Source organism: Nonomuraea sp. 3N208, assembly GCF_052245935.1.
In the GTDB taxonomy this organism is placed as follows: domain Bacteria; phylum Actinomycetota; class Actinomycetes; order Streptosporangiales; family Streptosporangiaceae; genus Nonomuraea.
The window spans coordinates 43,688-66,432 of the sequence record NZ_JBQQBR010000041.1; the positions used below are offsets into that span (position 1 = coordinate 43,688).

At 70.1% G+C, this 22,745-nt stretch carries 19 protein-coding genes and 1 pseudogene; 10 read left to right on the plus strand and 10 right to left on the minus strand.

Annotation, left to right across the window (positions count from 1 at the left end):
- Positions 1-118 precede the first annotated feature (118 nt).
- From ACTWPT_RS45190 to ACTWPT_RS45200, 3 genes are all read left to right on the plus strand, one after another.
- Positions 119-346 (plus strand): hypothetical protein, encoded by a 228-nt coding sequence (locus ACTWPT_RS45190; RefSeq protein ID WP_443183716.1) that lies wholly within the window; start codon positions 119-121, stop codon positions 344-346.
- Positions 347-1,160: 814 nt separating this feature from the next.
- Positions 1,161-1,961, plus strand: a complete 801-nt coding sequence (locus ACTWPT_RS45195; protein WP_443183772.1) for a helix-turn-helix domain-containing protein — start codon at positions 1,161-1,163, stop codon at positions 1,959-1,961.
- Between the two features lie 198 nt (positions 1,962-2,159).
- Entirely contained in the window at positions 2,160-2,438 is a 279-nt protein-coding gene (locus ACTWPT_RS45200) for a transposase (RefSeq protein ID WP_443183717.1), read from the plus strand.
- On the opposite strand, the gene ACTWPT_RS45205 is transcribed toward ACTWPT_RS45200, so the two are convergent.
- Complete coding sequence (locus ACTWPT_RS45205; RefSeq protein ID WP_443183718.1) at positions 2,408-2,782, minus strand: hypothetical protein; 375 nt, start codon at positions 2,780-2,782, stop codon at positions 2,408-2,410. The two genes, ACTWPT_RS45200 and ACTWPT_RS45205, sit on opposite strands and share 31 nt — an antisense overlap.
- Positions 2,783-3,017: 235 nt before the next feature.
- On the opposite strand from ACTWPT_RS45205, the gene ACTWPT_RS45210 reads away from it, so the two are divergent.
- Genes ACTWPT_RS45210 through ACTWPT_RS45220 form a run of 3 tightly spaced genes read left to right on the plus strand, consistent with a single transcriptional unit; the run spans position 3,018 to position 5,874 of the window.
- Positions 3,018-3,956, plus strand: a complete 939-nt coding sequence (locus ACTWPT_RS45210; protein WP_443183719.1) for a MerR family transcriptional regulator — start codon at positions 3,018-3,020, stop codon at positions 3,954-3,956.
- A complete protein-coding gene (locus tag ACTWPT_RS45215; RefSeq protein WP_443183720.1) occupies positions 3,953-5,191 on the plus strand; it encodes an NAD(P)-binding domain-containing protein in 1,239 nt (412 codons plus the stop codon). The genes ACTWPT_RS45210 and ACTWPT_RS45215 overlap by 4 nt, the downstream gene beginning before the upstream one ends.
- Positions 5,188-5,874: an HAD family hydrolase gene (locus ACTWPT_RS45220; protein ID WP_443183721.1), complete on the plus strand. Its 687-nt coding sequence runs from the start codon at positions 5,188-5,190 to the stop codon at positions 5,872-5,874. The genes ACTWPT_RS45215 and ACTWPT_RS45220 overlap by 4 nt, the downstream gene beginning before the upstream one ends.
- A gap of 696 nt (positions 5,875-6,570) precedes the next feature.
- Here the strand turns inward: ACTWPT_RS45220 and ACTWPT_RS45225 are convergent.
- Positions 6,571-6,972 carry a DoxX family protein gene (locus ACTWPT_RS45225; RefSeq protein WP_443183722.1) on the minus strand — a complete coding sequence of 134 codons (402 nt, stop codon included), beginning with the start codon at positions 6,970-6,972 and terminating at the stop codon, positions 6,571-6,573.
- Positions 6,973-7,103: 131 nt separating this feature from the next.
- Positions 7,104-7,381: pseudogene (locus ACTWPT_RS45230) on the minus strand (IS30 family transposase); the annotation flags it as partial.
- A 198-nt stretch (positions 7,382-7,579) separates the two neighbouring features.
- On the opposite strand from ACTWPT_RS45230, the gene ACTWPT_RS45235 reads away from it, so the two are divergent.
- Positions 7,580-8,368: a class I SAM-dependent methyltransferase gene (locus tag ACTWPT_RS45235; protein WP_443183723.1), complete on the plus strand. Its 789-nt coding sequence runs from the start codon at positions 7,580-7,582 to the stop codon at positions 8,366-8,368.
- Positions 8,369-8,632: 264 nt separating this feature from the next.
- Here the strand turns inward: ACTWPT_RS45235 and ACTWPT_RS45240 are convergent, their stop codons facing one another.
- The 4 genes from ACTWPT_RS45240 to ACTWPT_RS45255 all read right to left on the minus strand — a co-directional run bounded on the left by ACTWPT_RS45240 (position 8,633) and on the right by ACTWPT_RS45255 (position 14,255).
- Entirely contained in the window at positions 8,633-9,940 is a 1,308-nt protein-coding gene (locus tag ACTWPT_RS45240) for a condensation domain-containing protein (protein WP_443183724.1), read from the minus strand.
- Between the two features lie 64 nt (positions 9,941-10,004).
- A complete protein-coding gene (locus ACTWPT_RS45245) occupies positions 10,005-11,312 on the minus strand; it encodes a condensation domain-containing protein (protein ID WP_443183725.1) in 1,308 nt (435 codons plus the stop codon).
- Positions 11,313-11,376: 64 nt separating this feature from the next.
- The gene (locus ACTWPT_RS45250; protein WP_443183726.1) at positions 11,377-12,684 is read right to left on the minus strand and encodes a condensation domain-containing protein; all 1,308 of its coding nucleotides are present in this window, start codon (positions 12,682-12,684) and stop codon (positions 11,377-11,379) included.
- Between the two features lie 26 nt (positions 12,685-12,710).
- Positions 12,711-14,255 (minus strand): condensation domain-containing protein, encoded by a 1,545-nt coding sequence (locus tag ACTWPT_RS45255; RefSeq protein WP_443183727.1) that lies wholly within the window; start codon positions 14,253-14,255, stop codon positions 12,711-12,713.
- Between the two features lie 331 nt (positions 14,256-14,586).
- On the opposite strand from ACTWPT_RS45255, the gene ACTWPT_RS45260 reads away from it, so the two are divergent.
- Genes ACTWPT_RS45260 through ACTWPT_RS45270 form a run of 3 tightly spaced genes read left to right on the plus strand, consistent with a single transcriptional unit; the run spans position 14,587 to position 17,614 of the window.
- Positions 14,587-15,504, plus strand: coding sequence for a thiamine pyrophosphate-dependent dehydrogenase E1 component subunit alpha (locus ACTWPT_RS45260; protein WP_443183728.1), 918 nt, complete (start codon positions 14,587-14,589; stop codon positions 15,502-15,504).
- Positions 15,505-15,509: 5 nt separating this feature from the next.
- Positions 15,510-16,511, plus strand: coding sequence for an alpha-ketoacid dehydrogenase subunit beta (locus ACTWPT_RS45265; RefSeq protein ID WP_443183729.1), 1,002 nt, complete (start codon positions 15,510-15,512; stop codon positions 16,509-16,511).
- Positions 16,508-17,614, plus strand: a complete 1,107-nt coding sequence (locus ACTWPT_RS45270; RefSeq protein ID WP_443183730.1) for a 2-oxo acid dehydrogenase subunit E2 — start codon at positions 16,508-16,510, stop codon at positions 17,612-17,614. The genes ACTWPT_RS45265 and ACTWPT_RS45270 overlap by 4 nt, the downstream gene beginning before the upstream one ends.
- An 11-nt stretch (positions 17,615-17,625) precedes the next feature.
- Here ACTWPT_RS45270 and ACTWPT_RS45275 read toward each other — a convergent pair whose 3' ends face one another.
- The 3 genes from ACTWPT_RS45275 to ACTWPT_RS45285 all read right to left on the minus strand — a co-directional run bounded on the left by ACTWPT_RS45275 (position 17,626) and on the right by ACTWPT_RS45285 (position 22,745).
- Positions 17,626-20,643 (minus strand): non-ribosomal peptide synthetase, encoded by a 3,018-nt coding sequence (locus ACTWPT_RS45275; protein ID WP_443183731.1) that lies wholly within the window; start codon positions 20,641-20,643, stop codon positions 17,626-17,628.
- Positions 20,640-22,517 (minus strand): non-ribosomal peptide synthetase, encoded by a 1,878-nt coding sequence (locus ACTWPT_RS45280; protein ID WP_443183732.1) that lies wholly within the window; start codon positions 22,515-22,517, stop codon positions 20,640-20,642. Before ACTWPT_RS45280 ends, ACTWPT_RS45275 begins: the two co-directional genes overlap by 4 nt.
- A gap of 63 nt (positions 22,518-22,580) precedes the next feature.
- Positions 22,581-22,745, minus strand: coding sequence for an MbtH family protein (locus ACTWPT_RS45285; RefSeq protein ID WP_443183773.1), 165 nt, complete (start codon positions 22,743-22,745; stop codon positions 22,581-22,583).

Genomic DNA, 22,745 nt, shown 5'->3' on the forward strand with positions numbered 1-22,745 from the left:
CCGTTGACGTCACTGGAAGTCATCCCCTGACGATGGGCGTTACTCTGGGCGAGAGCCGTCCTCGGGAAATCCCGGCCTCAGCGGAGCCGGAGATCCGGTGCGTTGAGGTGTGTGCGGCGTGGCCGCCGAGGCTCGTCGCCGTCGGGTCCTGTTGTGGTGCCCCAGCGTCGACCACCTGCTCGTCGACCTGGCCGTGGCGACCGGCAAGCAGTTCGAGCAGCGCTACTGGGATGCCGCGTACGACTACGCGCTGTGTGGCCGATGCCACCGCCGCATCGGCCACACACCACGTCCACCGATCAGGACTTGTTACATGTCTTCACGAAGAAGACCGGACGCCACTTGACAACGGGCCTGCTTCCGGGCGCGATGCGGCGATCTACCTTCTGATTCCTGTCGAGGAGGTGCACCCACAACGATCCGTGATTGTGCGTGTGGTAGCTCCCCACGAAATCGTGGAGTCTGAACGTGCCGCACCTGAACATCTTGTATGCCCGATACGTATTCCTGGGCGGATAGTATTGGATGGTGCAGAACGAATCACCGCAGTTGCCACGCCGGTGAACCCATTTCCCCGCACGTATGAGACCCGAACGGGTGTGAGGGAAATCCGCGTGCTTTACCTCCCCCCCTCTAATAGGTTGGACGTGCGGGGTGCGGACTGCCTGGTTCCGCTCGGCCGGCTGCGCCGCCGCCGGATACGCTCCGGCCGAAAGAACCGAGAAGAGGGCGGCAACCGCTGTCACCGACGCCAGTACCCCTCTCAAAGGCTGTCGTCTCGCCTTGATCGCTGTACCGCGCATTGAGCGCACCTCTTTCTTACTGGCTTACGGACGTCCAGCATCGTCGCTGGCGAATTTCCTTTTTATCGAACGTACGAAATCATTCGCCTTTTCGATTGAAAATCCTCCTCCACCTTCGACTCCCCAAGTCGCGGGATTCTTCTCCAGTCACAGGGACCCGTCCTCGGCATCGGCCGTTCCCTGCAACAGCCACCTTCGCGACTGCGGAAGGCGCCTTGCAAGAAAGCGCGTCGAGATGGGATGGTGGGATGGGTTTTCGGCTGCTACCTGCGGTCTTCGCCGACCGGCTGGGATGTGGGTGGGACGCCGGAAACGGAGCTGATACGCAGGGTCGCATGGTCGTACGGGGGTCACGTGATGCGATCAAAGGAAACCGAGCGGTTCGCCGCCCGGATAAGAGCACTCAAAGATCGCGCCGAGATCAGCTTCGAAGAGCTGGCCAGGCGCACCGGAATCAGCAGTTCAAGCCTTCACCGCTACTGCTCAGGAACCAAGATTCCATCCGGCTACGGCGTGGTTCACACATTCGCGAAGGCATGTGGCGCGAATAACGAGGAACTGCGGGAACTCCATCGATTGTGGGCACTCGCCGATGCGTCACGATCATCATTAACCGCGCCCGACGAAATACCAACGAACGTCACCGACAATGAGCACCTCGCAACATCACCAGCATCGTCCGCGGACACACCCGTACCACCACAACACCCGCACCGCCGTCGCCGACTAGCGCTCGCGACCGCGACGGTCACTGTCCTGACAGCGATAGCCGCAATCGTGATCGCCTCGCTGAATTTCATTGACGGACCGGACACGTCCGTGGTCTCGGGCTCCGGCGCCACCGCCCGCATGCGGGTCTTCAACATCGAGGAACGCTGCAGGAACCGCAGCGACAGAGTCCCAGGCTGCAGCATCGGCCTGGCGATCAACCCACGGCTGAACTATGACGCCCAGAATGTGGTGAGCCACCGAGTGTGGCATGACGACACGTTGAACGCCGACTGCGTCCTCTACGACGGTGACGAGGTCACCGACGAAATCGGCACCAAAAGCACCCGCTGGTACCGAGTCCAGCTGAACGACGTACCCCGCGGCCACGCATGGCTGTCCGGTATACGCACCCGCGACAATCCGGCACTGCCGACATGCGCCCTATAACCTCGCTGAGCTGAGCGATTCCGGACACATACCTTGATCGGCCGGCCGTTTCCTGTCCTAGAAGATCACTGAAGATCTTGGTTCTGGCCTCGTTCTTCATGGGATGGGCCACAGTGGTTGATGTGCAGGGTGAGTGGGCTGGAGAACTCGTTGCCGGACGTATGGCAGACCTGCCGGGAGCTGATTCCCGCTGGCAGTGTGTTCGCATTCTTAGCCGAGCAGCGCCAGGCGCTGTCTCCGGCGCGGATGTTCGCGGACATGTACCCCTCTGCCAACGGGCGGCCGAGCCTGCCGCCGCAGGTCCTGGCGGCTGCGGTGGTGCTGCAGACACTGCACGGGCTGTCGGATGCGGACGCCGTCCAGGCGTTGCGGTGCGACCTGCGCTGGAAGGCGGCCTGCGGGCTGCGGTGCAGCGTTGCTGCTGAGCTCACCGCTCGGTCCTGGAGTCAGTCGGTGAGCAGGAAGGCGCAAGCGTAGAGCGCGAGGAACGAAGCAACAGCCAGGATGAGCAGTTTCGGGGGGATGCGCGGCATGGTCAGCCAGGCCGCAGCCGGATACGCGATCACTCCGCTGAAGATGATGAGGGCGAAGGCCTCGGCAAGCGATACGAGCAGCAACGCTTCGGCGACCTGCCAGATGGCTGTCAGGAAGAGGGCCGCGAGGATTGCCACGGGCCAGGAGGGCCGTACTCGTAGGAGATGCAGCAGCGGCCAGGCAAGCACGATCGCAACCCAACGCCCGACCTCCCACGCCTGGACAAGATAGCCGAGACATCCGGTGTATTCGCCGCATTGCGAGGAGTTGGGAAAGAGCCTGGTCATCTAGGCCCCCCACGCCAGGAGAGCAACAGGAAGGATGATGCCGGCCACGCCGGCCAAGGCAATTCGCCGGCCGGGCTTTCCCTGCGATAAGGAAGCATCCGGCTGCACTTGGATCACTCGCGCACGGTGACACACAGGGCGGTACCTGGCTATTGGGAGCGGTCGAGCAGCGGGCACCGCCCGGGGCCATGAATCGGTTGACCTGTACCTTTGGGTATGGGTTTACCGTGAGTGCGTGCTTGTGGGAGAGCTGGCCCGCCGAACCAACGTGACCGTACGGGCCTTGCGATATTACGAGAAGGCCGGGCTGGTGGTGCCGCAACGGTTGCCCAACGGCTACCGGCACTACGATCCGGTGGCGGTCCGCCAGGTGGAGGAGATCAAGGAGCTGACGAGCCTGGGGCTGTCGGTGGAGGAGACCAGGCCGTTCGTGGAGTGCCTGGCCAGCGGACACGCCTCCGGTGATGAATGCCCGGCGTCGCTGGCAGCCTACCGTCATGCCGTCGACCAGATGTCGCAGCGGATCGAGCGGCTGATACGGCGACGCGACGCGCTGGCCGCCCACCTGGAGGCCGCCGCCGGCCGCGCGATACCGACCCCGCAGACCGCCCCAGTGAGCACGACCACCCTGATGCACCCCCAGGATGACGGCGCCGCCGCGCATCTGGTGGGACGGCCACTGCCCGCGATCGCGCTGCTGGCCACCGATGGCACGACGGCCGGCCTGGCCGCGCTGGGCCCCGGGCGGACGGTGCTGTACCTCTACCCGCTGACCGGCAGGCCGGGAGTGGACCTGCCGGACGGCTGGGACACCATCCCGGGAGCGCGCGGCTGCACGCCCGAGGCGTGCGGTTTCCGCGACCACCACGAGGAGTTGCGCGAGGCCGGAGCGGCCAGGGTGTTCGGGCTGTCGTCGCAGTCCAGCGCGTACCAGCGAGAGGTGGTCGAACGGCTGCGCCTGCCGTTCCGCATGCTGTCCGACCCCGACTTCGCGGTACGCGACGCGCTGGAACTGCCGACGTTCGAGGCCGGCGGCCTGTCCCTATACCGCCGCCTGACCATGATCGTGCACGACGGTGTGATCGAGCACGTCTTCTACCCCGTCTTCCCGCCGGACCAGCACGCCGGCCAGGTCCTGGCCTGGCTCCGAGCACACCCGGAGATCGGGCGATGACCACCGTCGCCTGGATCGGCCTGGGCGCGATGGGCGCCCGCATGGCGCACCGGCTCCTTGACACCGGTCTCGAGCTGACGGTGTGGAACCGCATGCCCGCGCGCGCCGACGCCCTGGCCGCCGCCGGTGCCCGGGTGGCCGCCACCCCGGCGGATGCCGTACGGCACGCCGAGGTCGTCTTCCTGATGACGGCCGGCCCCGATGCCCTTCAGGCGGTAACCGAGGGGCCCGACGGTGTCGCCTCAGGCGTCCGGGCGGGTGTCACCGTGGTGGACATGTCCACGGTGGGGCCGTTCGCACTTGCCCGTCTGGGGGCCGCGCTGCCACCGGCGGTGATACTGCTGGACGTGCCTGTGCTGGGAAGCCTGGCCGAGGCCGAAGCCGGTGCCCTGACGCTGCTCGCCGGCGGGCCCGCTGAGGCCGTCGCCCGGCTACGGCAGCCGCTGTCGGCCCTGGGCGAGCTCGTCCATCTCGGCCCTGCGGGCACCGGTGCCGCAGCCAAGCTGGTCGCCAACTTCGCCCTGCTGGGCACGGTCGGGCTGCTCGGCGAGACACTGGCGGTCGCCGACGGCCTGGGCCTGCCCCGCGAGATCACCTGGCGCCTCCTCGACCACACTCCGCTCGCCGCCCAGGCGGCCCGGCGGCGGTCGGCGATCGAGTCTGGCGTCTTCGCACCGCGCTTCGCCCTGGCACTTGCCCGCAAGGACTCCGACCTCGTCGTCTCGGCGGCCGACGCGGCGGGCTCGGACGTCCGGTTGGCCCGCGCCGTACAAAGTTGGCTGACCGACGCCGACAGCGACGGGCACGGCGCACTGGACTACACCGCGCTCCTGCGCCATATCACCGCACCTCCCAGTAGACCGGAATACTCCGGTGCCGCTGTCACGGCGGCAGACGTGCCGGGCTACTCGTGGGGCGACGGCTGCGCCGGCTGGCGGCTCGTCGACACGCCGGGGCTGTCGGTGATCGAGGAGCGGATGCCGTCCGGCACCGCCGAGGAGTGGCACGTGCACGACCGCGCTCGCCAGTTCTTCTACGTTCTGGACGGCGAGGCGACCATGCGTACTCCTGACGGGGACGTGAGCCTTCCGGGCGGCGCCGGTATTGAGATCGCACCGGGCACACCGCATCAGATGAACAACGCCTCAGCGGGAGAGCTGCGCTTTCTGGTCGTCAGCGCCCCCACGACGCGCGGCGACCGCCGTCCGCTCAACCGGGACGGAAACCGCCCGTGACCGGAGCATCGCCTATGCGCGCGGCCGCCGTCGTGTTCGACCTCGACGGCACCCTGATCGACACCATGAGGTCGGTCCCCACCACGTATGCCGACACGATCCGCGCCCTCGGCGGCCCCGATCTCTCGCCGGAAGACGTAGTCGCCGCCTGGCACCTCGGGGCGACCCCGATAGTGCTGGCCCACTTCCTCGGCCGACCGGCCTCTGCCGAGGACCTGGAGGTTTTCTACAGCCACCTGGCTGTCGTGGCCGCGAACATCCGCCCCTTCCCCGGCGTGGCCGACATGCTCGGCCATCTCAGCCGAGCCGGCCATCCGCTCGGCATCTTCACCGGCGCCACGCGGCGCGCCGCTACGCTCACGCTGACCGCGGCGGGCCTGGCCGGGCTGTTGCCGGTGATTGTGTGCGGTGACGAGGTCGGCGAACCCAAACCCGCACCCGAGGGGCTGGAACGCGTCTGCCGCCTCCTCGAGGTGATCATCGCCGACACCATCTATGTCGGCGACGCCGAGGTAGACCTCGAGTGTGCCCGCCGGGCCGGAGCACAAGCCATCCACGCATCCTGGGGCGTGCTGGACACCGCCTGCGCGCGTTTCCATCTGGTGGCCAGGCATCCACGAGACGTCATGGAGCTCGCCCGGCTGGCCAACGGCAGGCTCGCGCCGCCCCATCCCGGAACCTGACATGACTGACATGCCTGAAGGCCCCCTGAATACTGGTGTGGCAAGTACGCGCCAACCTTACTTGCCTGACATGGCTGACTACTTAAAGTCACCCAAGATAACCTCTGCTCTCCCTGAGAACCAACCCACGAACCTGATCATCACACCACGCATGAGGTCATTCAACGAGCGAGCGCGTGGGTGGCCGCGTGCGTCATCGGCCTTCCCGCGCTGGGCTTGGTCGCGGTGATCGTCGCGTTGCCAGGGCGGTCGTGGGTGCTGTTCTCGGTGCTGTAGCTGGTGCTGGTCGCGCTGGCCTACCTCGCAGGCCTGATCCTGCTCGTTCTGCTGCGCTTGCGGCCGGACTGGCTGCGCGCGCTGGCGGCGGCCGTGGCCGGAGGAGGAGGCTAAGGCCGCCGACTACCACCACTCCGACTTCTGACCCGGATCCCCGACCCGGCAATGTCCGGGGGAGAATTGCGATGTCGTCCCGCAACCAGTGGGGCGTCGAGCCTGAGTCTTAGGGCGATGCCGCAGGACCGCCTCCTGCCAGGTCAGTCAAGCAGTGCTGCCCATAGAATCGCGCTTTTCCGGTGGAGGCGGCACGGCGTCGGCAAACGCGGCGCCAAGAGGTTGCGCGCCAGTCCCCTGACCTCACCTGGGTGCTGGATTGACCACCCCTGGGCCCGGGTTGCCGGCCCCAGGGGGTGGGTTTTGCTAAGAGGTGGGGGGCTGTGCAGCGGTCTTTTTTCGCGGCGCGATCGCGTACCGGGTCGAGCGGGCCCACAAAATTCCTGCCGCCGCCACCAGATACGGCAGCGAGATAAGGATCGTGGCGTATTCGCCGATGGCGATGTTGGTGATAATCGCCCCGAGCATGGTCAGGACCAGGCCACCGGCCGCGATCGGAGTCAGGACCGGCAGGATCCTTGTCGCCGCTGGGACGATGAGCCCCAACCCGCCGAGGATCTCCGCCACCCCGGCGATCTTCAGCAGCACCACAGGAATGCTTTCGTACATCGCGGTCAGCTCGGCCGCGGAGGCGGTCACCTTCGGCAGCCCCGTTGACACAAAAATGAATGCGGCCAGCCCCGAAACGATCCACACTAGAATCTTCATAACTTCACGTCGGGCGGACCGCCACGTTTTCGACATGCAGCCCCAAGATTTTTCGCCGAGTTCGCCGTTGCCAGGCTCAGCGCGAATGATGCCTTTCTGGGGTGCCCATGCCTGGAACGCCTCCTGGCGGGTCAGGCGCAGGCCGCCAAGAGCTCCGAGAGGCGCTTCACGGGGGTGTCCCAGCCGAGCGTCTTGCGAGGTCGGGAGTTCAGCTCGGCGGCGACGGCGTCGAGCTGCTCGCCTGTGTGAACCGACAGGTCGGTGCCCTTGGGGAGTACTGGCGCAGCAGCTCATTGGTGTTCTCGTTGGAGCCGCGTTGCCAGGGACTGGCCGGGTCGCAGAAGTAAACCGGCATGTTGGCGGCGACGGAGAACTCATGGTGACGTCCCATCTCGCTGCCTTGGTCCCAGGCCGACCTTCCAACGGCACCACGACATGCTCATCTTGATCGGGTGGTCGTTGCCAACTCCGGCCGAAACGCCGCCAGACACACCAGAACCCGGGCAGACACACCATAGGCGCGGACCCGGGCACAGCCCCCGCGGGCCTTGGCGAACGCAGCCGCCACTGAGGCCGCTCCCATCGGCGGCGGGCGTACTCTTGCGCCATGATGCACGAGGTGTGGGCCCGCGGCGACGCCTACGACTCTTTCATGGGCCGCTGGAGCCGCCGTGTCGCTGCCTCCTTCGTGTCCTGGCTCGCCGTTCCGGCTGGACGACGCTGGCTGGACGCGGGCTGCGGCACCGGCGCGCTGTCCGCCACCGTGCTGGCCGCCGCTCACCCCGCCGAGCTGACGGGTGTCGACCCCTCTGATGGTCTCATCGGGTACGCCCGCGCTCAGATCACCGATCCGCGAACGCGATTCGAGACCGGCGACGCCATGGCGTTGCCCTTCCCGGATGGCCGGTTCGACGTAGTGACCAGCGGACTGGTGCTCAACTTCGTGCCTGAGCCGGCACGTGCCATGGCGGAGTTCACGCGCGTCGCGACGTCCGGCGCGACAGTCGCCGCCTATGTGTGGGACTACGCCGAGGGAATGGCGATGCTGCGGCACTTCTGGGATGCCGCCACCGCCCTCGACCCCGCGGCCGCGGCGCTGGACGAGGGGCGGCGGTTCCCGCAATGCCGGCCGGAGCCGCTGCGCGAGCTGTGGGCCGGCGCGGGTTTGGCCGACGTGGTCGTCGAGGCAATCGAGGTGCCGACCGTGTTCCGGGACTTCGACGACTACTGGGCGCCGTTCCTCGGCGGACAGGCTCCGGCGCCCGGCTACGTCGGATCACTCCCCGAAGACCGCAAGGCCGATCTGCGAGACATGCTGCGCCGACGGCTGCCCGCCCGGCCGGACGGATCGATCGCCCTCACGGCTCGCGCCTGGGCAGTACGCGGACACCGCTAGGCGCGCTCGTCGGAGCCCTCCGTCAGGGCCGGGCCCCCGTATGAAGGGCGGGGTAACGAAGCCGGAGCGCTTCAAACGCGCCTGGTGGCGTGCTCGATGACCGCCAGGATGTACGGGCGCTGCCGGTCTCGATGAAGTCGCAGGCCAGCATCGCGTCGGCTTGCGATCGCGGGAAATCCGCCCACGTCGTCGATGCCCGCTCAGGGGACGGATCGTCGCTCTCTGGCCTGCTGCCCACGATGTTCTGTCAAGATCTCGTTTGACTCATGTGGCGAATTCCCGGCGGGCCGAGCCGACCACGAAGGACTCCAGCCGGTGCAGCAGGGCGGCCATCTCGCTCTCGGGCAGGCGGGTGGTGTCGGCGCTCAGTTCCACGCCGAGCGTGCCCTTCCAGCGCATCAGGACCACGCAGAAGTCGCAGCTGCGCTGGTCCATTCCGGGCAGCCATTCCAGCTCGGACTCCCCCTCCGCGAGGTCGGCGCCGCCCGGGTCCTCGCCGGGGCGCAGGTCGTTGAAGCAGCACGACGGCAACATGGGGACGCCCCGGTCGGCGCTCATCCGGTCGGCCATCGCATGCAGGGCCAGCGAGTCGAAGCGGGCGCGCCGGTAGGACGCTAGGACCGCCGGGTACGCGCTCACCAGGGTCTCGGCAAGGCTTCCGCACGGGCCCAGGGTGAACAGTCCCAGCTGGTTCAGGCTGGTGACCAGGTCCCGGGTTCGGTCGTTGAAGCGGTTGTGCACGATCGGGGTGATCCCGCACACCTGGTGCCCGGTCAGCTCGCGCAGCAGCATGGTGACCGCCACCAGCAGGACCGTGGCAGTGCTGACGCCGGCACGGCGGGCGAGCACATGTGCGGCGTGATCGAGCCGGGGCGACGACAGCACGGCCCGCGCGAACCTCGGCGTCGCGCCCGGCCCGACCACACTCGGGAACATGGCGGACGGTACGGTCCGAAGAAGCGCCTCCCACTGCGCGACCGCCCGGTCCGAACGGGCCGATGCCGCCTCCTCCTCCCGTACCAGGTCGAGCAACTGCGACGACGGCGGTCGCGCGATCACTCCTCGGAGCAGCAGCATCCGCAGGTCGCGCACCACGACGTCGGCCGCGCGCCAATCCGCGACGACATGACTGAGCACGAGCGCCACGTGAATGACGGCGCCGTCGCAGACCACGAATCCGGCGCGCAGCGGCTGCTCGCCGTCGCCGAAGGATCGTCCGGCCAGGCGGGCGACAAGTTCCGCCGCGACATCGTCCACGTCGCCGCGTGCCGCCTCGACCGTCTCGATCGACAGGGTCCCGTCCGCCGCCACCTCCTGGTATGGTCCGGCCACGCCGAGCCGTACCACCGATCGCAGGGCGTCGTGCCGGCCCACCACCTCGGCCAGGGCGGCCGCCACGGCTCCGGGACGGCGCGGGCCCCCTGCGCGAGGGACAGCGAGCAGCCGGGGCACGTTGAAATAGTGCGCGCTGCCCGGCCCCACATCGTGGATGGCCCCCCAGATGTCCCGCTGTCCCCACGCGAGCTCCGCCCTACCGGAACGGTCGGAAGCGAAGTCCACCGAAAGGCGCATGACCCTCCTTCCGCTGTCGGACACTTCTAACTCCGGACGATGATCTCTCAAGATCTCGTTCGACTCATGTGGCGAATTCCCGGCGGGCCGACTCGACCACGAAGGACTCCAGCCGGTGCAGCAGGGCAGCCATCTCGCTCTGGGGCAGGCGGGTGGTGTCGGCGCTCAGTTCCACGCCGAGCGTGCCCTTCCAGCGCATCAGGGCCATGCAGAAGGGGCAGTTGCGACGGTCCGCGCCGGGCAGCCATTCCAGCTCGGACTCCCCGTCAGCATGGTCGGCGCCGCCCGGGTCCTCACCAGGGCGCAGGTCGTTGAAGCAGCATGACGGGAAGATGGAGACGCCCCGATCGGCGCTCATCCGGTCGATCATCGCGTCCATGACCAGCGGGTTGTAGCGGGCGCGCCGGTAGGACGTGAGAACCGCCGGATACGCGCTCACCAGGGTCTCGGCAAGGCTTCCGCACGGGCCCAGGGTGAACAGTCCCAGCTGATTCAGGCTGCTGACCAGGTCCCGGCTCCGGCCGTCGAAGCGGTTGTGCACGATCGGGGTGATCCCGCACACCTGGTGCCCGGTCAGCTCGCGCAGCAGCATGGTGACCGCCACCAGCAGGACCGTGGCAGTGCTGACGCCGGCACGGCGGGCGAGCACATGCGCGGCGTGGTCGAGCCGGGGCGACGACAGCACGGCCCGCGCGAACCTCGGCGTCGCGCCCGGCCCGACCACACTCGGGAACACGGCGGACGGTACGGTCCGAAGAAGCGCCTCCCACTGCGCGACCGCCCGGTCCGAACCGGCCGATGCCGCCTCCTCCTCTCGTACCAGGTCGAGCAACTGCGACGACGGCGGTCGCGCGATCACTCCTCGGAGCAGCAGCATCCGCAGGTCGCGCACCACGACGTCGGCCGCGTGCCAATCCGCGACGACATGACTGAGCACGAGCGCCACGTGAATGACGGCGCCGTCGCAGACCACGAATCCGGCGCGCAGCGACTGCTCGCCGTCGCCGAAGGATCGTCCGGCCAGGCGGGCGACAAGTTCCGCCGCGACATCGTCCACGTCGCCGCGTGCCGCCTCGACCATCTCGATCGACAGGGTCCCGGCCGCCGCCACCTCCTGGTACGGCCCGGCCACGCCGAGCCGTACCACCGATCGCAAGGCGTCGTGCCGGCCCACCACCTCGGCCAGGGCGGCCGCCACGGCTCCGGGACGGCGCGGGCCCCCTGCGCGAGGGACAGCGAGCAGCCGGGGCACGTTGAAATAGTGCGCGCTGCCCGGCCCCACATCGTGGATGGCCCCCCAGATGTCCCGCTGTCCCCACGCGAGCTCCGCCCTACCGGAACGGTCGGAAGCGAAGTCCACCGAAAGGCGCATGACCCTCCTTCCGCTGTCGGACACTTCTAACTCCGGACGATGATCTCTCAAGATCTCGTTCGACTCATGTGGCGAATTCCCGGCGGGCCGACTCGACCACGAAGGACTCCAGCCGGTGCAGCAGGGCAGCCATCTCGCTCTGGGGCAGGCGGGTGGTGTCGGCGCTCAGTTCCACGCCGAGCGTGCCCTTCCAGCGCATCAGGGCCATGCAGAAGGGGCAGTTGCGACGGTCCGCGCCGGGCAGCCATTCCAGCTCGGACTCCCCGTCAGCATGGTCGGCGCCGCCCGGGTCCTCACCAGGGCGCAGGTCGTTGAAGCAGCATGACGGGAAGATGGAGACGCCCCGATCGGCGCTCATCCGGTCGATCATCGCGTCCATGACCAGCGGGTTGTAGCGGGCGCGCCGGTAGGACGTGAGAACCGCCGGATACGCGCTCACCAGGGTCTCGGCAAGGCTTCCGCACGGGCCCAGGGTGAACAGTCCCAGCTGATTCAGGCTGCTGACCAGGTCCCGGCTCCGGCCGTCGAAGCGGTTGTGCACGATCGGGGTGATCCCGCACACCTGGTGCCCGGTCAGCTCGCGCAGCAGCATGGTGACCGCCACCAGCAGGACCGTGGCAGTGCTGACGCCGGCACGGCGGGCGAGCACATGCGCGGCGTGGTCGAGCCGGGGCGACGACAGCACGGCCCGCGCGAACCTCGGCGTCGCGCCCGGCCCGACCACACTCGGGAACACGGCGGACGGTACGGTCCGAAGAAGCGCCTCCCACTGCGCGACCGCCCGGTCCGAACCGGCCGATGCCGCCTCCTCCTCTCGTACCAGGTCGAGCAACTGCGACGACGGCGGTCGCGCGATGACCCCGCGCAGCAGCAGCATCCGCAGGTCGCGCACCACGACGTCGGCCGCGCGCCGGTCCGCGACGACATGACTGAGCACGAGCGCCACGTGGGTGGCGGCGCCGTCGCAGACCACGAATCCGGCGCGCAGCGACTGCTCGCCGTCGCCGAAGGATCGTCCGGCCAGGCGGGCGACAAGTTCCGCCGCGACATCGTCCACGTCGTCGCGTGCCGCCTCGACCATCTCGATCGACAGGGTCCCGGCCGCCGCCACCTCCTGGTACGGCCCGGCCACGCCGAGCCGTACCACCGATCGCAAGGCGTCGTGCCGGCCCACCACCTCGGCCAGGGCGGCCGCCACGGCCTCGGGACGGCGCGGGCCGCCCGCGCGAGGGACAGCGAGCAGCCGGGGCACGTTGAAATAGTGCGCGCTGCCCGGCCCCACATCGTGGATGGCACTCCAGATGCTCCGCTGTCCCCACGCGAGCTCCGCCGTGCCCGAACGGTCGGAAGCGAAGTCCACCGGAAGCCGCATGACCCTCCTTTGGCTGTCAGACACTTCTAACTCCGAAATTTCCGGTCCGCGGCTCCCAGCTCGGACAGCCGCAGATCCGGGTCGCCGCCCGCCCGCGTCACCACGCGGGCGAATGTATCGGCCAGGCGGTGCGCGGTGGCGGCGTCGAACAGGTCGGTCGCGAACTCCAACCAGCCGCCGACCCCCTCGGGCCCCCGGTACACGTCAAGGGACACCTCTACTCGGGCTCGGCCCAGGTCGAGCTGCGGATACACCTCCACGGCCAGATCCCCCAGCTCGGTACGGAGCAGGTCGCCGGTGGGCAGGTTGTGGGTGAGGTTGAACATCGCCTGGCACAGCGGCGGACGGCTCAGGTCGCGGGGCACCCGAAGCGCGCCGAGGATACGATCCAAGGAGGTTCCGGCGTGGGCGAGGGCCTTCAGGGTGCTGATCCGGGTACGCCGCAGCAGGTCACCGAAGGACGGATCCCCCGACAGGTCGGCCCGCGCGACGAGCGTGGTGGAGAAGTAGCCGATCAGCGGGGCCAGCTCGGGCCGGTCCCGGCCCGCCACGGGCACGCCCACGCAGAAGTCGTCCTGCCCGGCGGCCGCCCCCAGAGTGACCTGCCACGCGGCGAGCAGGGCCATGAACAGGGTCGCCCGGTGGGCGCGCGCCAGGAGTTCCAAGCGGGCGACAGCCGCGTCCGGCACGGCCACGCCGACCTTCGCGCCGCGGCCGGTCCAGCGGGCGGGGCGGGGGTGGTCGAGAGGCAGGTCGAGCGGCGGCGCTCCGGCGAGCCGCTCGACCCAGTAGTCCAGGTGGTCCCGGTCCTCCTCGGCCCGCCGCCGCTCCGTCACGGCGAAGTCGCGGTACTGCGTGGGCAAGTCCTCCAGCAGGGGCGGACGGCCTTCCCGGTGGGCGCGGTAGCATTCGCCGAGCTCGCGCATGAGCACGTCGAGCGACCAGTGGTCGACCACGATGTGGTGCAGCACGATGCACAGGACGGCGTCGTCGGCGGCCAGGCGCAGCAGGCCCGCCCGCCACGCGGGGGCCGCCGCGAGGTCGAACGGCCGCCCGGCGTAGGCGGCGATCGCCTGCTCGACATCGGAGGAAGCGGAATCCAGGCGGGGCTCGTCCACGACCTGCACGGGATCCAGGCGGTCCGGCCACACCTCGCAGGGCTGGTCCACGACCTGCACGGGATCCAGGCGGTCCAGCCGCACCTCGCACGGCTCGTCCACGACCTGCGCGGGCAGGTCGCCGTCCAGGACGAAGCGGGTGCGCAGCACCTCGTGCCTGGCGGCGATCGCCGTGAACGCCGCGGCGAGAGCGGTCTCGTCGATGGGGCCGCGCAGCCGTACCGGCCAGGTGATGTGATAAGCGCAGTCGTCAGGGTCGAAGCGTTGCAGGAACCACAGCCGCTCCTGTCCGGTGGACAGCGGCCAGGTCCGCTTCTCCGGGCCGCCGAGCAGCGACCGGCGCAGCGCCGCACGGCGTTCGGGGGGAAGCGCGGCCAGGCGCCGCCGCAGTTCCTCGCGCTCGGACGTGCCCTGCTCTTGGTGGTCGGCGACCACCCTCGTCTCGGGGCTCACGAGCCCTCCTCGTTGATTGGCAGTGTCCCCGGCTCGCGCGTTCGCCGGCGCAACGTGTGGCGGGCGGCATACGTGGGAACGCTCCCAAGAGCGTAGGTTTCGCCTCTGAGCAGGTCAAGATCTTCCTCTTGCCGTTCGCCGCAGCCCAATGTGACCTGACAGGGCGGGTAGGCGATCCGTGCACGTGGCGGAGGCCATTCCGAAACGTCCATTCTCGGCGTTTGACAGCCTGGAAACTTCTTCGTCTGATGCTGACGAACATCCCAGTGATCGAATAGAATTCGTGGGAGCGCTCCCAATCCCTCTCGACACTCATCAAGGAGTGCCGATCGTGCAAGAAGAATTGCTGGAAGAGATCACGGAAGGCCTGTCCGATGACGACCTCGGGCTTCTCCTGCTGATCAGGCACTTCGAACGCAAGCTGCTCGACCTGTTCGGCCAAGGGCTGGTACAGGGCACCACCCACACCTGCCTGGGGCAGGAGTACGTGCCGGTCGCGCTGGCGCCGCTGCTGGGCGAGCGGGACTTCGTCTTCAGCAATCATCGCGGGCACGGCCACTACCTGGCCCGATTCCGGGATCCATACGGGTTGCTGGCGGAGATCCTGGGGCGGGAGGGCGCGGTCTGCGGGGGCGTGGGCGGCAGTCAGCACATTCTCTCCGGCCGCTACCTGTCCACCGGGATCCAGGGCGAGAGCCTGCCGGTCGCCGTGGGAGTGGCTCTGCAGCTGCGGGACGCCGAGCCGGGCGCGCTGGCGCTGGCGTACGTCGGCGACGGAACATGGGGACAGGGCGCCGTGTACGAGGCGATCAACATGGCCGCGCTCTGGCGGCTGCCGCTGGTCGTGGTGACCGAGAACAACGGGATCGCGCAGACCACGCCGACGTCGGCGCAGATGGCGGGCACGATCGGGGATCGGGCGCGGGCGTTCGGGTGCCGGTTCCTGCACGTCGGCTCGCGGGACATAGGCGAGATCCGGGACGGGCTGCGGCCGCTGTTCGAGCGGACCAGAGAGGGCGCGGGGCCGCTGGTGGTGGAGTTCGCCACGCATCGGCTCGGGCCGCACAGCAAGGGCGACGACACCCGCTCTGCAGAGGAGATCCGGCGCGCCCGCGACCACGACTGGTACCCGCGCGAGGGTGCTGCTGTGTCCCCCCGCTTCGCCCGCATGGACGCGGAGGCGTGCGCGTTCGTCGAGGTGGTGGCCGGCGAGGTGCTCGGGCGGCCGCTGTCGGAGCGGGAGGGCTGAGGGCGATGCGGGTGGCGGAGAGCCTCAACCGGGCGCTGCACGAGGTGCTCGCCGACGATTCGTCCGTGCGGGTGCTCGGCGAGGACGTGCTCGATCCGTACGGCGGGGCATTCAAGATCACGAAAGGGCTGTCCAGCCGTTTCCCCGGCCAGGTGCTGGCCACCCCGATCAGCGAGAACGGGATCGTCGGCGTGGCGGGCGGCCTGGCCCTCGCGGGTGGCAAGGCCATCGTCGAGATCATGTTCTCCGATTTCGTGACCCTGGCCTTCGATCAGATCGTGAATTTTGCCAGTAAATCGGTCTCCATGTACGGCAGGCCGCTGCGGCTACCACTGATCGTGCGATGCCCGTCCGGGGGCGGTCGCGGCTACGGCCCCACGCACAGCCAGAGCCTGCAGAAGCACTTCATCGGCGTACCCGGTCTCGCGGTGTACGAGGTGTCCCCCTTCGACGACCATCGCGAGCTGTTCGGCGAGATGCTCGCCCGCGGCGAGCCGTGCCTGCTGTTCGAGGACAAGATCCTCTACACCCGGCAGATCTTCGGCGGCGGGGTCGCGGACGAGCTGTTCCAATACGACGTGCTGCCGCAGGCCGGCCAGGTGACCAGGGTGTACCTGGACGATCCCGGGCAGGCGGACTGTGTGATCATCGCGCCGGGCGGGATGGCGCACCGGGCCCTGGCCGCGATGCGCACGCTGCTGCTGGAGTGGGAGATCACCTGTCTGCTGCTCGTGCCGCGGCGCCTGTACCCCTTCGACGTGGCCCCGCTGTCGCCGCTGCTGGAGCGGGCCGGCGCCGTGGTCGTCGCCGAGGAGAGCACCGCCGGCGGCACCTGGGGGGCCGAGGTGGCGCAGCAGGTGCACAGCCGGCTCTGGGGGCGCCTGCGGCGTCCCGTGTCCCTCGTCCACTCGGCGGCCAGTGTGATCCCGGCGGCCGTTCATCTTGAGCGTGACGTGCTGGTGCAGGACACCGCGATCGTCCGCGCCGTACGGGAGCTCCTGCCTTGACCGAGTTGCGCGTGCCCAAACTCAACAACAACGACACCGAGTACCTGCTGGTCGAGTGGCTGGCCGAGGACGGCGCCGGGGTGCTCAAGGGCGATCCGGTGGTGGTCCTGGAGACCTCCAAGGCAGCCGAGGAACTGGTGGCCGAGGTCGATGGCGTACTGCGGCGGGCGGTGGAGACCGGCGCGACCTGCGTGCCCGGCGACGTGATCGCGTACATTTCCGACGACTCGGCGCCTCCACCGACGGCCGTCGATGTGCGTGCGGCGTCCACCGACGGGCCCATCATCACCGCGCCCGCCCAGGCGCTGATCGACGAGCACGGCGTGGATCCGGCGCGGATCCACGCGCTGGGGAAGAAGGTGATCAGGCGCGCCGACGTGGAGTCCCTGCTGGAAACCGGCGGCGACAGCGCGTCGTCATCGTCGCAGACGCGCCCGCTACCGGCCGTTCAGCGGGCCGTGGCCGCTGCGGTCACCCGTTCCCATCACACGATCCCGGCCGCCTTCACCGCCGTGAAACTGGACGCCGGCCCCGCGATCGCCCGGGCCCGGGTCCTCAGCAAAGAGGCCAGGGCTCTGATCGGGCTGGCTGAGCTGCTGGTTTCCGCGGTCGCGTCGCTGCACGGGCGGTTCCCGATGTGCTTCGCCGAGCCGGTGGTGGCGGACGGGCCGGGCGGCGAACTGGCCGTACGCCCCTCGCCGGCACCGAACGTCGGTGTCACCGTGGACGTCGGCCACGGCCTGTACGTCCCGGTGCTGCGCGGTGCCGACCGCCTGTCACTCAAGGAGATCGCGCAGCAGCTCACGGCGTACCGGACGAAGGCGTTGCGTGGAGCTTTCCGTGAGGAGGACCTGGCGGGCGGGAACATCGTCGTCACCTTGCACACCGACACCGCCGTGCTCCTCGCCGTGCCGATCGTGTTCCCGGGGCAGACCTGCGCGCTGTCGCTGTGCGCGCCGCAGCACGAGTTCGCCCTCGACTCGGCTGGAAACATCGTGAAACGCACCACGGTCACGCTCGGACTCGCGTTCGACCACCGCGTCGTCAACGGCCGCGAGGCGGCGATGTTCCTGAACGCCATACGCAAGATCATCGCCGCCTGAGGAGGGGCGCGTCACCCGGTCAGGGCGTGCCGCGCCTCCTCCTCACTCATCGCGTCGATCTCCTCGATCAGCAGGTGCTCGACGGCCTCGGCGAGCTCGGCCACGGTGCCGCAGCCGAACACGGTCCGGATCGGCACCTCCACCTCCAGCATCGCCCGCAGCCGCGCCGCGACCCGGGTGGTCATCAGCGAATGCCCGCCCAGCTCCAGCAGATCGTCCAGCACGCCGACCCGTTCGAGGCCGAGCACCTCGGCCCAGATCTCGGCGACCAGCGCCTCGCTGTCGGTGCGCGGCGCCGTGTAGTCCGCCCCGGTGACCCGGTCCGGCTCGGGCAGCGCGGCCCTGTCGACCTTGCCTCGGGAGGTGAGCGGCAGCTCCGCCAGCCGTGACCACCGGGTCGGCACGAAGCCCCTCGGCAGCCTGCCCGCGGCGTGCGCGCGCAGCTCGGCCGGGTCGGCGGGGCCGGTGAAGTACGCGACCAGGTCCTCACCGCGGGCGGCCACGGCCACCTGCCCGGCGCCGGGGTGCTCGCGCAGGGCGGCCTCCACGTCGCCGGGCTCGATGCGCACGCCGCGTACCTTGACCTGGTCATCCAGGCGGCCCAGGAACTCCAGCTGCCCGTCCGAGCGCCACCGCGCCCGGTCACCGGTACGCAGGCGCCGGGCGCCGGAATCGCCGTACGGGTCGGGCTCGAAGGCGGCGGCGGTGCGGCCGGGCAGCCCGGCATACCCACGGGCGACCCCGGCCCCGCCGATCGCCAACTCGCCCGCAGCGCCCGGCGGCACCGGCTCGCCCCGGGCGTCCAGCACCCGCACCGACGTGGCGGACAGCGGCCGGCCGATCGGCGGGCGCCCGCCGGAGTCGGTCCCGTCCAGCTCGGCCCAGGTGGCGATGACCGTGGCCTCGGTCGGCCCATAGGTGTTGACCAGCCGGACCCCGGGCCCCTCGCGATGCCAGCGCGCCACGGCCGCTCCGTCGGCCTGCTCACCGCCGAGGATCACCAGCCGCAGCGCGGGCGGCCACGCCACCTCCGCCGGCGACTCGACGAGCCGATGCCAGTACGCGGTCGGCAGATCCAGCACGGTGATCCGCCGCCCGTCCGGCCCTGCCAGCAGATCGGGCAGGCTCGCGGGGCCGTCCGGCAGCGGCACCACCGCCGCCCCGGACGCGAGCGCCGGGAAGATCTCCTCGACGTGGGTGTCGAAGCTCAGCGACGCGAACTGGACCACATGATCCCCCGGCCCCAGGCCGTACTCCCGCCGCATCCACCCGACCCTGGCCGCCACCGAACCATGCTCGACGAGAACCGCCTTGGGCAGCCCGGCAGACCCCGAGGTGGTCATCACATAGGCGATCCCCTTGGCCGGGCTCCCCTCGCCCACAGCACGCACCCCGTCCTCGCCGATCAGCCAGGCGGCACCCGCGGCGGCCATGGAGTCGGCGTGCCGGGCCGGCGGGTCGGCGGGATCCAGGGGCAGGTACGCGGCGCCCGCCCGCCACACGCCCAGCAGTGCGGCGACCACCTCGGCGGAGGGGGCCAGCCGTACGGCCACCACGTCGCCCTCCCGGACGCCGCTCTCCCGCAGGGTGCCGGCGAGCGTGCCGGCCCGGTCCCAGAGAGCCGCGTACGAGACCACCTGATCGCCGCAGCGCACGGCGATGGCGTCCGGCGTCCGGCGCACCACGCCCGCCACCAGCTCCAGCACCCCGTCCGCAACCGGCTCGGCGGGCCGGGCGGCCAGCTCGGCCATCGTCTTCTCGTCCCGTCCGGTCCACGCGGGCAGCCGCGAGATCGGCGTGTCCGGCCTCGTCACGGCCCCGGCCAGCAGCGTCAAGTAGCGCTCGGCGATCGTCGTGACCTCGCCGGCGTCGAACACCGCGCCGTCGTACTCGAAGCAGATCGCCAGCTCGTCCCCCGCCGGCCAGACCTCCACGAGCAGATCCACCACGATCTGGTCGCGGTGTTCCCCGAAGTTCGACACGCGGACTCCGCCGTACACGCGGTCCTGCCCGGCGGCGTAGTCCTGCATGATGAACACGGTCGGCAGCAGCGTCTCGACGCCGCGCGCCAACCGCTCCAGCAGCGGCGCGGGCCGGCCCATCGCGTCCAGCACCACCCCTTTGACCCGCCCGAGCAGCTCGGCGAACGTCGGATCGCCCGTCAGGTCGCCGCGCAGCGGCAGGGTCTGGGTGAGGTACCCGACCATCCGCTCCAGCTCGACCCGTTCCCGCCCGGCGACCACGGTGCCGACCAGCATGTCGTGCTGCCCGCTGTGCCGGAACAGCAGCGCCTGGTACGCCGCCATGAGCACCATGAACGGGGTCGCCCGATGGGCCAGGGCCAGCCGCTCCACCTCGGCGAGGTGCCGCGCGCCCAGCCGTACCCAGTGGTATCCGCCCTCCCGGACGGCCGCGCGCGCCCCTGGACGGGCGAAGGGCAGCTCGGTGACCGGCGGCGCGGCCAGCGCCTCTGTCCAGTACGGCATGGCCTTGTCCGCCCTGCGCCGCTGCCAGCGGGCGTAGTCGCTGGGCAGGATGCGCAGGTCGGGCAGGCGGGCGGGGCGGCGTTTCACGGCGGCGGCGTAGTACTCGCCCAGGTCGTCGAGCATGATCTCCAGGGAGTGCCCGTCGGCCAGGATGTGGTGCAGCGTCAGGCACAGCACGTGATCGTCCGGGGCGATCTCGATGACGGCGACCCGCAGCGGAACGCCCGTGGCCAGGTCGAAGGCGGCGTTGGTGCGTTCGGTGACCAGCGCGCCCACCTGCTCCTCGGCCGCTGCCAGCCACTCGATCGGCGGCGCCCAGCCGACCGGCCCGGCCACCGCCCAGGGCGTGCCGTCCTCCTCGGCGAAGGCGGTCCGCAGGCTCTCGTGCCTGGCCACGAGCGCCCCGAGCGCGCCGGTGAACGCGTCGCGGTCGAGCGGGCCGCGCAGGCGTCGTACCAGGTACATCGTGTACGAGGCGTCGCCGGGCACCAGCCGCTGGAGCATCCAGAGGCGTTCCTGCGCGGGCGACAGCGGTGCCCTCATGACCCGGCCGCCAGGTCGTCGAACAGCCCCTGGAGCTCCTCGGCGCTGAGGCCGTCCAGCTGGTCGCGCAGCGAGGCGACGTCGGCCAGGCTGAGATCGGCGTCGTCCATGTCGTCGAGCCGGGCGGCGAATCCGGCGATCGTCGGATGCTCGAACAGGACGACGATCGGCACCTCCAGGCCGTACCTGGCCTGGACCCTGGCGATGATCTGCGTCGCGGCGAGTGAGTGGCCGCCGAGCTCGAAGAAGTCGTCGTCGGCGCCGATGGGCTCGGTGGCGCCGAGCACCCCTGCCCAGAGCTCGGCGAGATCGGACTCGACCGCGGTGGCCGGGGCGCGGAAGGCGGCGGTGCCGGGGCGCGTCCACGACGGGGTGGGCAGGGCGGCGCGGTCGAGCTTGCCGTTGGGGGTGAGCGGCAGGGACGTCAGCGTCGTGTGCCGGACCGGGATCATGTAGTCGGGGAGCGATGCGCGCAGTCGTTCGCGCAGCGCGGCCCAGTCCACGGCGTGCGCCCGCGGGACCAGGTAGGCCACCAGACGCCCGTCGCGGACGGCGACCGCGGCGTCCTTGACCTCGGCGGTCGCGCGCAGGGTGGCCTCGATCTCGCCCAGTTCGATGCGGAATCCGTGGACCTTGACCTGCTGGTCGGCGCGGCCGAGGTACTCCAGCCGGCCGGCGGGCGTGATTCTGGCCAGGTCGCCCGTGGCGTACATGCGGGCGCCGGGGATGTCGGCGTACGGGTCGGGCAGGAAACGCGCCGCCGTCTGACCAGGCAGCCCGTAGTACCCCCGGGCGACCCCTGCGCCGCCGATGTGCAACTCGCCGGTCTCTCCGTCGGCGACCGGTGTCCCGTTCTCGTTCAGCAGGTGAACCGAGGTCTGCCGGATGGGCGACCCGAGATCCACGGCCTCGGGTCCCGGCCGCACCCTGCCGGCCGTGGACCACACCGTGGTCTCCGTGGGGCCGTACACGTTCCACAGTTCGGCGCCGTCCGCCAGCAGCGCGTCCGCGAGATCGCGGGGCAGCGCCTCACCACCGCACAACCGGGTCCTGATCGTCGCGGGGATTCCGCCGGACTCCAGCAGGATCCGCCAGCCCGCCGGTGTCGCCTGCATGATCGTGACCCCCTCGGCGGCGGCCCGTTCGCGCAGCGCCCACCCGTCGGAGACCTCCGCGGCGGCCGCGATCACCACCCGGCCTCCCGTGTACAGGGGCAGCAGCAACTCCAGAACCGAGATGTCGAACGACAGCGTGGTGACGGCCAGCCACCGATCCTCCGGCCCGATCGGCAGCAGTTCGGCGAACGCGTCCAGCAGGTTCGCCACGGCCTGATGCGGCACCGCCACCCCCTTCGGACGACCGGTGGACCCCGAGGTGAACATCAGGTATGCCAGCCGATCCACGTCGGCGACGACCGCCGTCGGGGCCGCGTCAGCGGCAAGCCGGGATGCCAGGGGCACGGCCGGGGCCAGCGCGGACGAGATCGGAGCACCGTTCAGCGGGCGGCCCTCGGGTGAGAGCGTGAGAACGGTGGGAACGCCGTCCAGCAGTGCGGGGTCGACGCCCGCCTGGGTCAGCACCAGGCCGATGCCCGCGTCCTGGCGCATCATCCGCAGCCGTTCGGCCGGAAACGCCGGATCCAGCGGTACATAGGCCCCGCCGGCCGTCCACACGGCGAGCATCGCCACGAGCATCCCGGTGGTCCGCTCCACGCACAGCCCCACGGGCACCTCGGGGCCGACGCCATGTCCGCGAAGCACGGCGGCGAGGTCCTCGACGCGGCGGTACAGCTCCCGGTAGGTCACCTGGCCGTCGGAGCCGGTCACGGCCACCGCGTCGGGCGCCTTGTCCAGCCACCGCCATATCCTGCCCACTTCGCCGTTCGCAGCCCTTCGCGAGGGCGGCGTCGTGTCGTCGTTCAACGTCGATATCGCCTTTCAGTCTCGCAGGCTGAGCGGCCGCATGTCCGTCCAGACAGTCTCGATGTGGGCGAGGCACTCCTCCCGGGTGCCCGCGAACCCGGCGTCGGACCAGCCTGGCGGCGGTTCGCGATCGGCGGCCCAGATGGAGTACTGCTCCTCGTGGTTGACGACCACCCGCAT

What these genes read in the sequence shown, in the direction of transcription:
- ACTWPT_RS45275 (WP_443183731.1), bottom strand. Translation starts at nt 20,643, where the DNA reads ATGAGGGCACCGCTGTCGCCCGCGCAGGAACGCCTCTGGATGCTCCAG.
- ACTWPT_RS45235 (WP_443183723.1), top strand. Translation starts at nt 7,580, where the DNA reads ATGATGCACGAGGTGTGGGCCCGCGGCGACGCCTACGACTCTTTCATG.
- ACTWPT_RS45245 (WP_443183725.1), bottom strand. Translation starts at nt 11,312, where the DNA reads ATGCGCCTTTCGGTGGACTTCGCTTCCGACCGTTCCGGTAGGGCGGAG.
- ACTWPT_RS45240 (WP_443183724.1), bottom strand. Translation starts at nt 9,940, where the DNA reads ATGCGCCTTTCGGTGGACTTCGCTTCCGACCGTTCCGGTAGGGCGGAG.
- ACTWPT_RS45250 (WP_443183726.1), bottom strand. Translation starts at nt 12,684, where the DNA reads ATGCGGCTTCCGGTGGACTTCGCTTCCGACCGTTCGGGCACGGCGGAG.
- ACTWPT_RS45265 (WP_443183729.1), top strand. Translation starts at nt 15,510, where the DNA reads ATGCGGGTGGCGGAGAGCCTCAACCGGGCGCTGCACGAGGTGCTCGCC.
- ACTWPT_RS45225 (WP_443183722.1), bottom strand. Translation starts at nt 6,972, where the DNA reads ATGAAGATTCTAGTGTGGATCGTTTCGGGGCTGGCCGCATTCATTTTT.
- ACTWPT_RS45195 (WP_443183772.1), top strand. Translation starts at nt 1,161, where the DNA reads ATGCGATCAAAGGAAACCGAGCGGTTCGCCGCCCGGATAAGAGCACTC.
- ACTWPT_RS45205 (WP_443183718.1), bottom strand. Translation starts at nt 2,782, where the DNA reads ATGACCAGGCTCTTTCCCAACTCCTCGCAATGCGGCGAATACACCGGA.
- ACTWPT_RS45215 (WP_443183720.1), top strand. Translation starts at nt 3,953, where the DNA reads ATGACCACCGTCGCCTGGATCGGCCTGGGCGCGATGGGCGCCCGCATG.
- ACTWPT_RS45285 (WP_443183773.1), bottom strand. Translation starts at nt 22,745, where the DNA reads ATGCGGGTGGTCGTCAACCACGAGGAGCAGTACTCCATCTGGGCCGCC.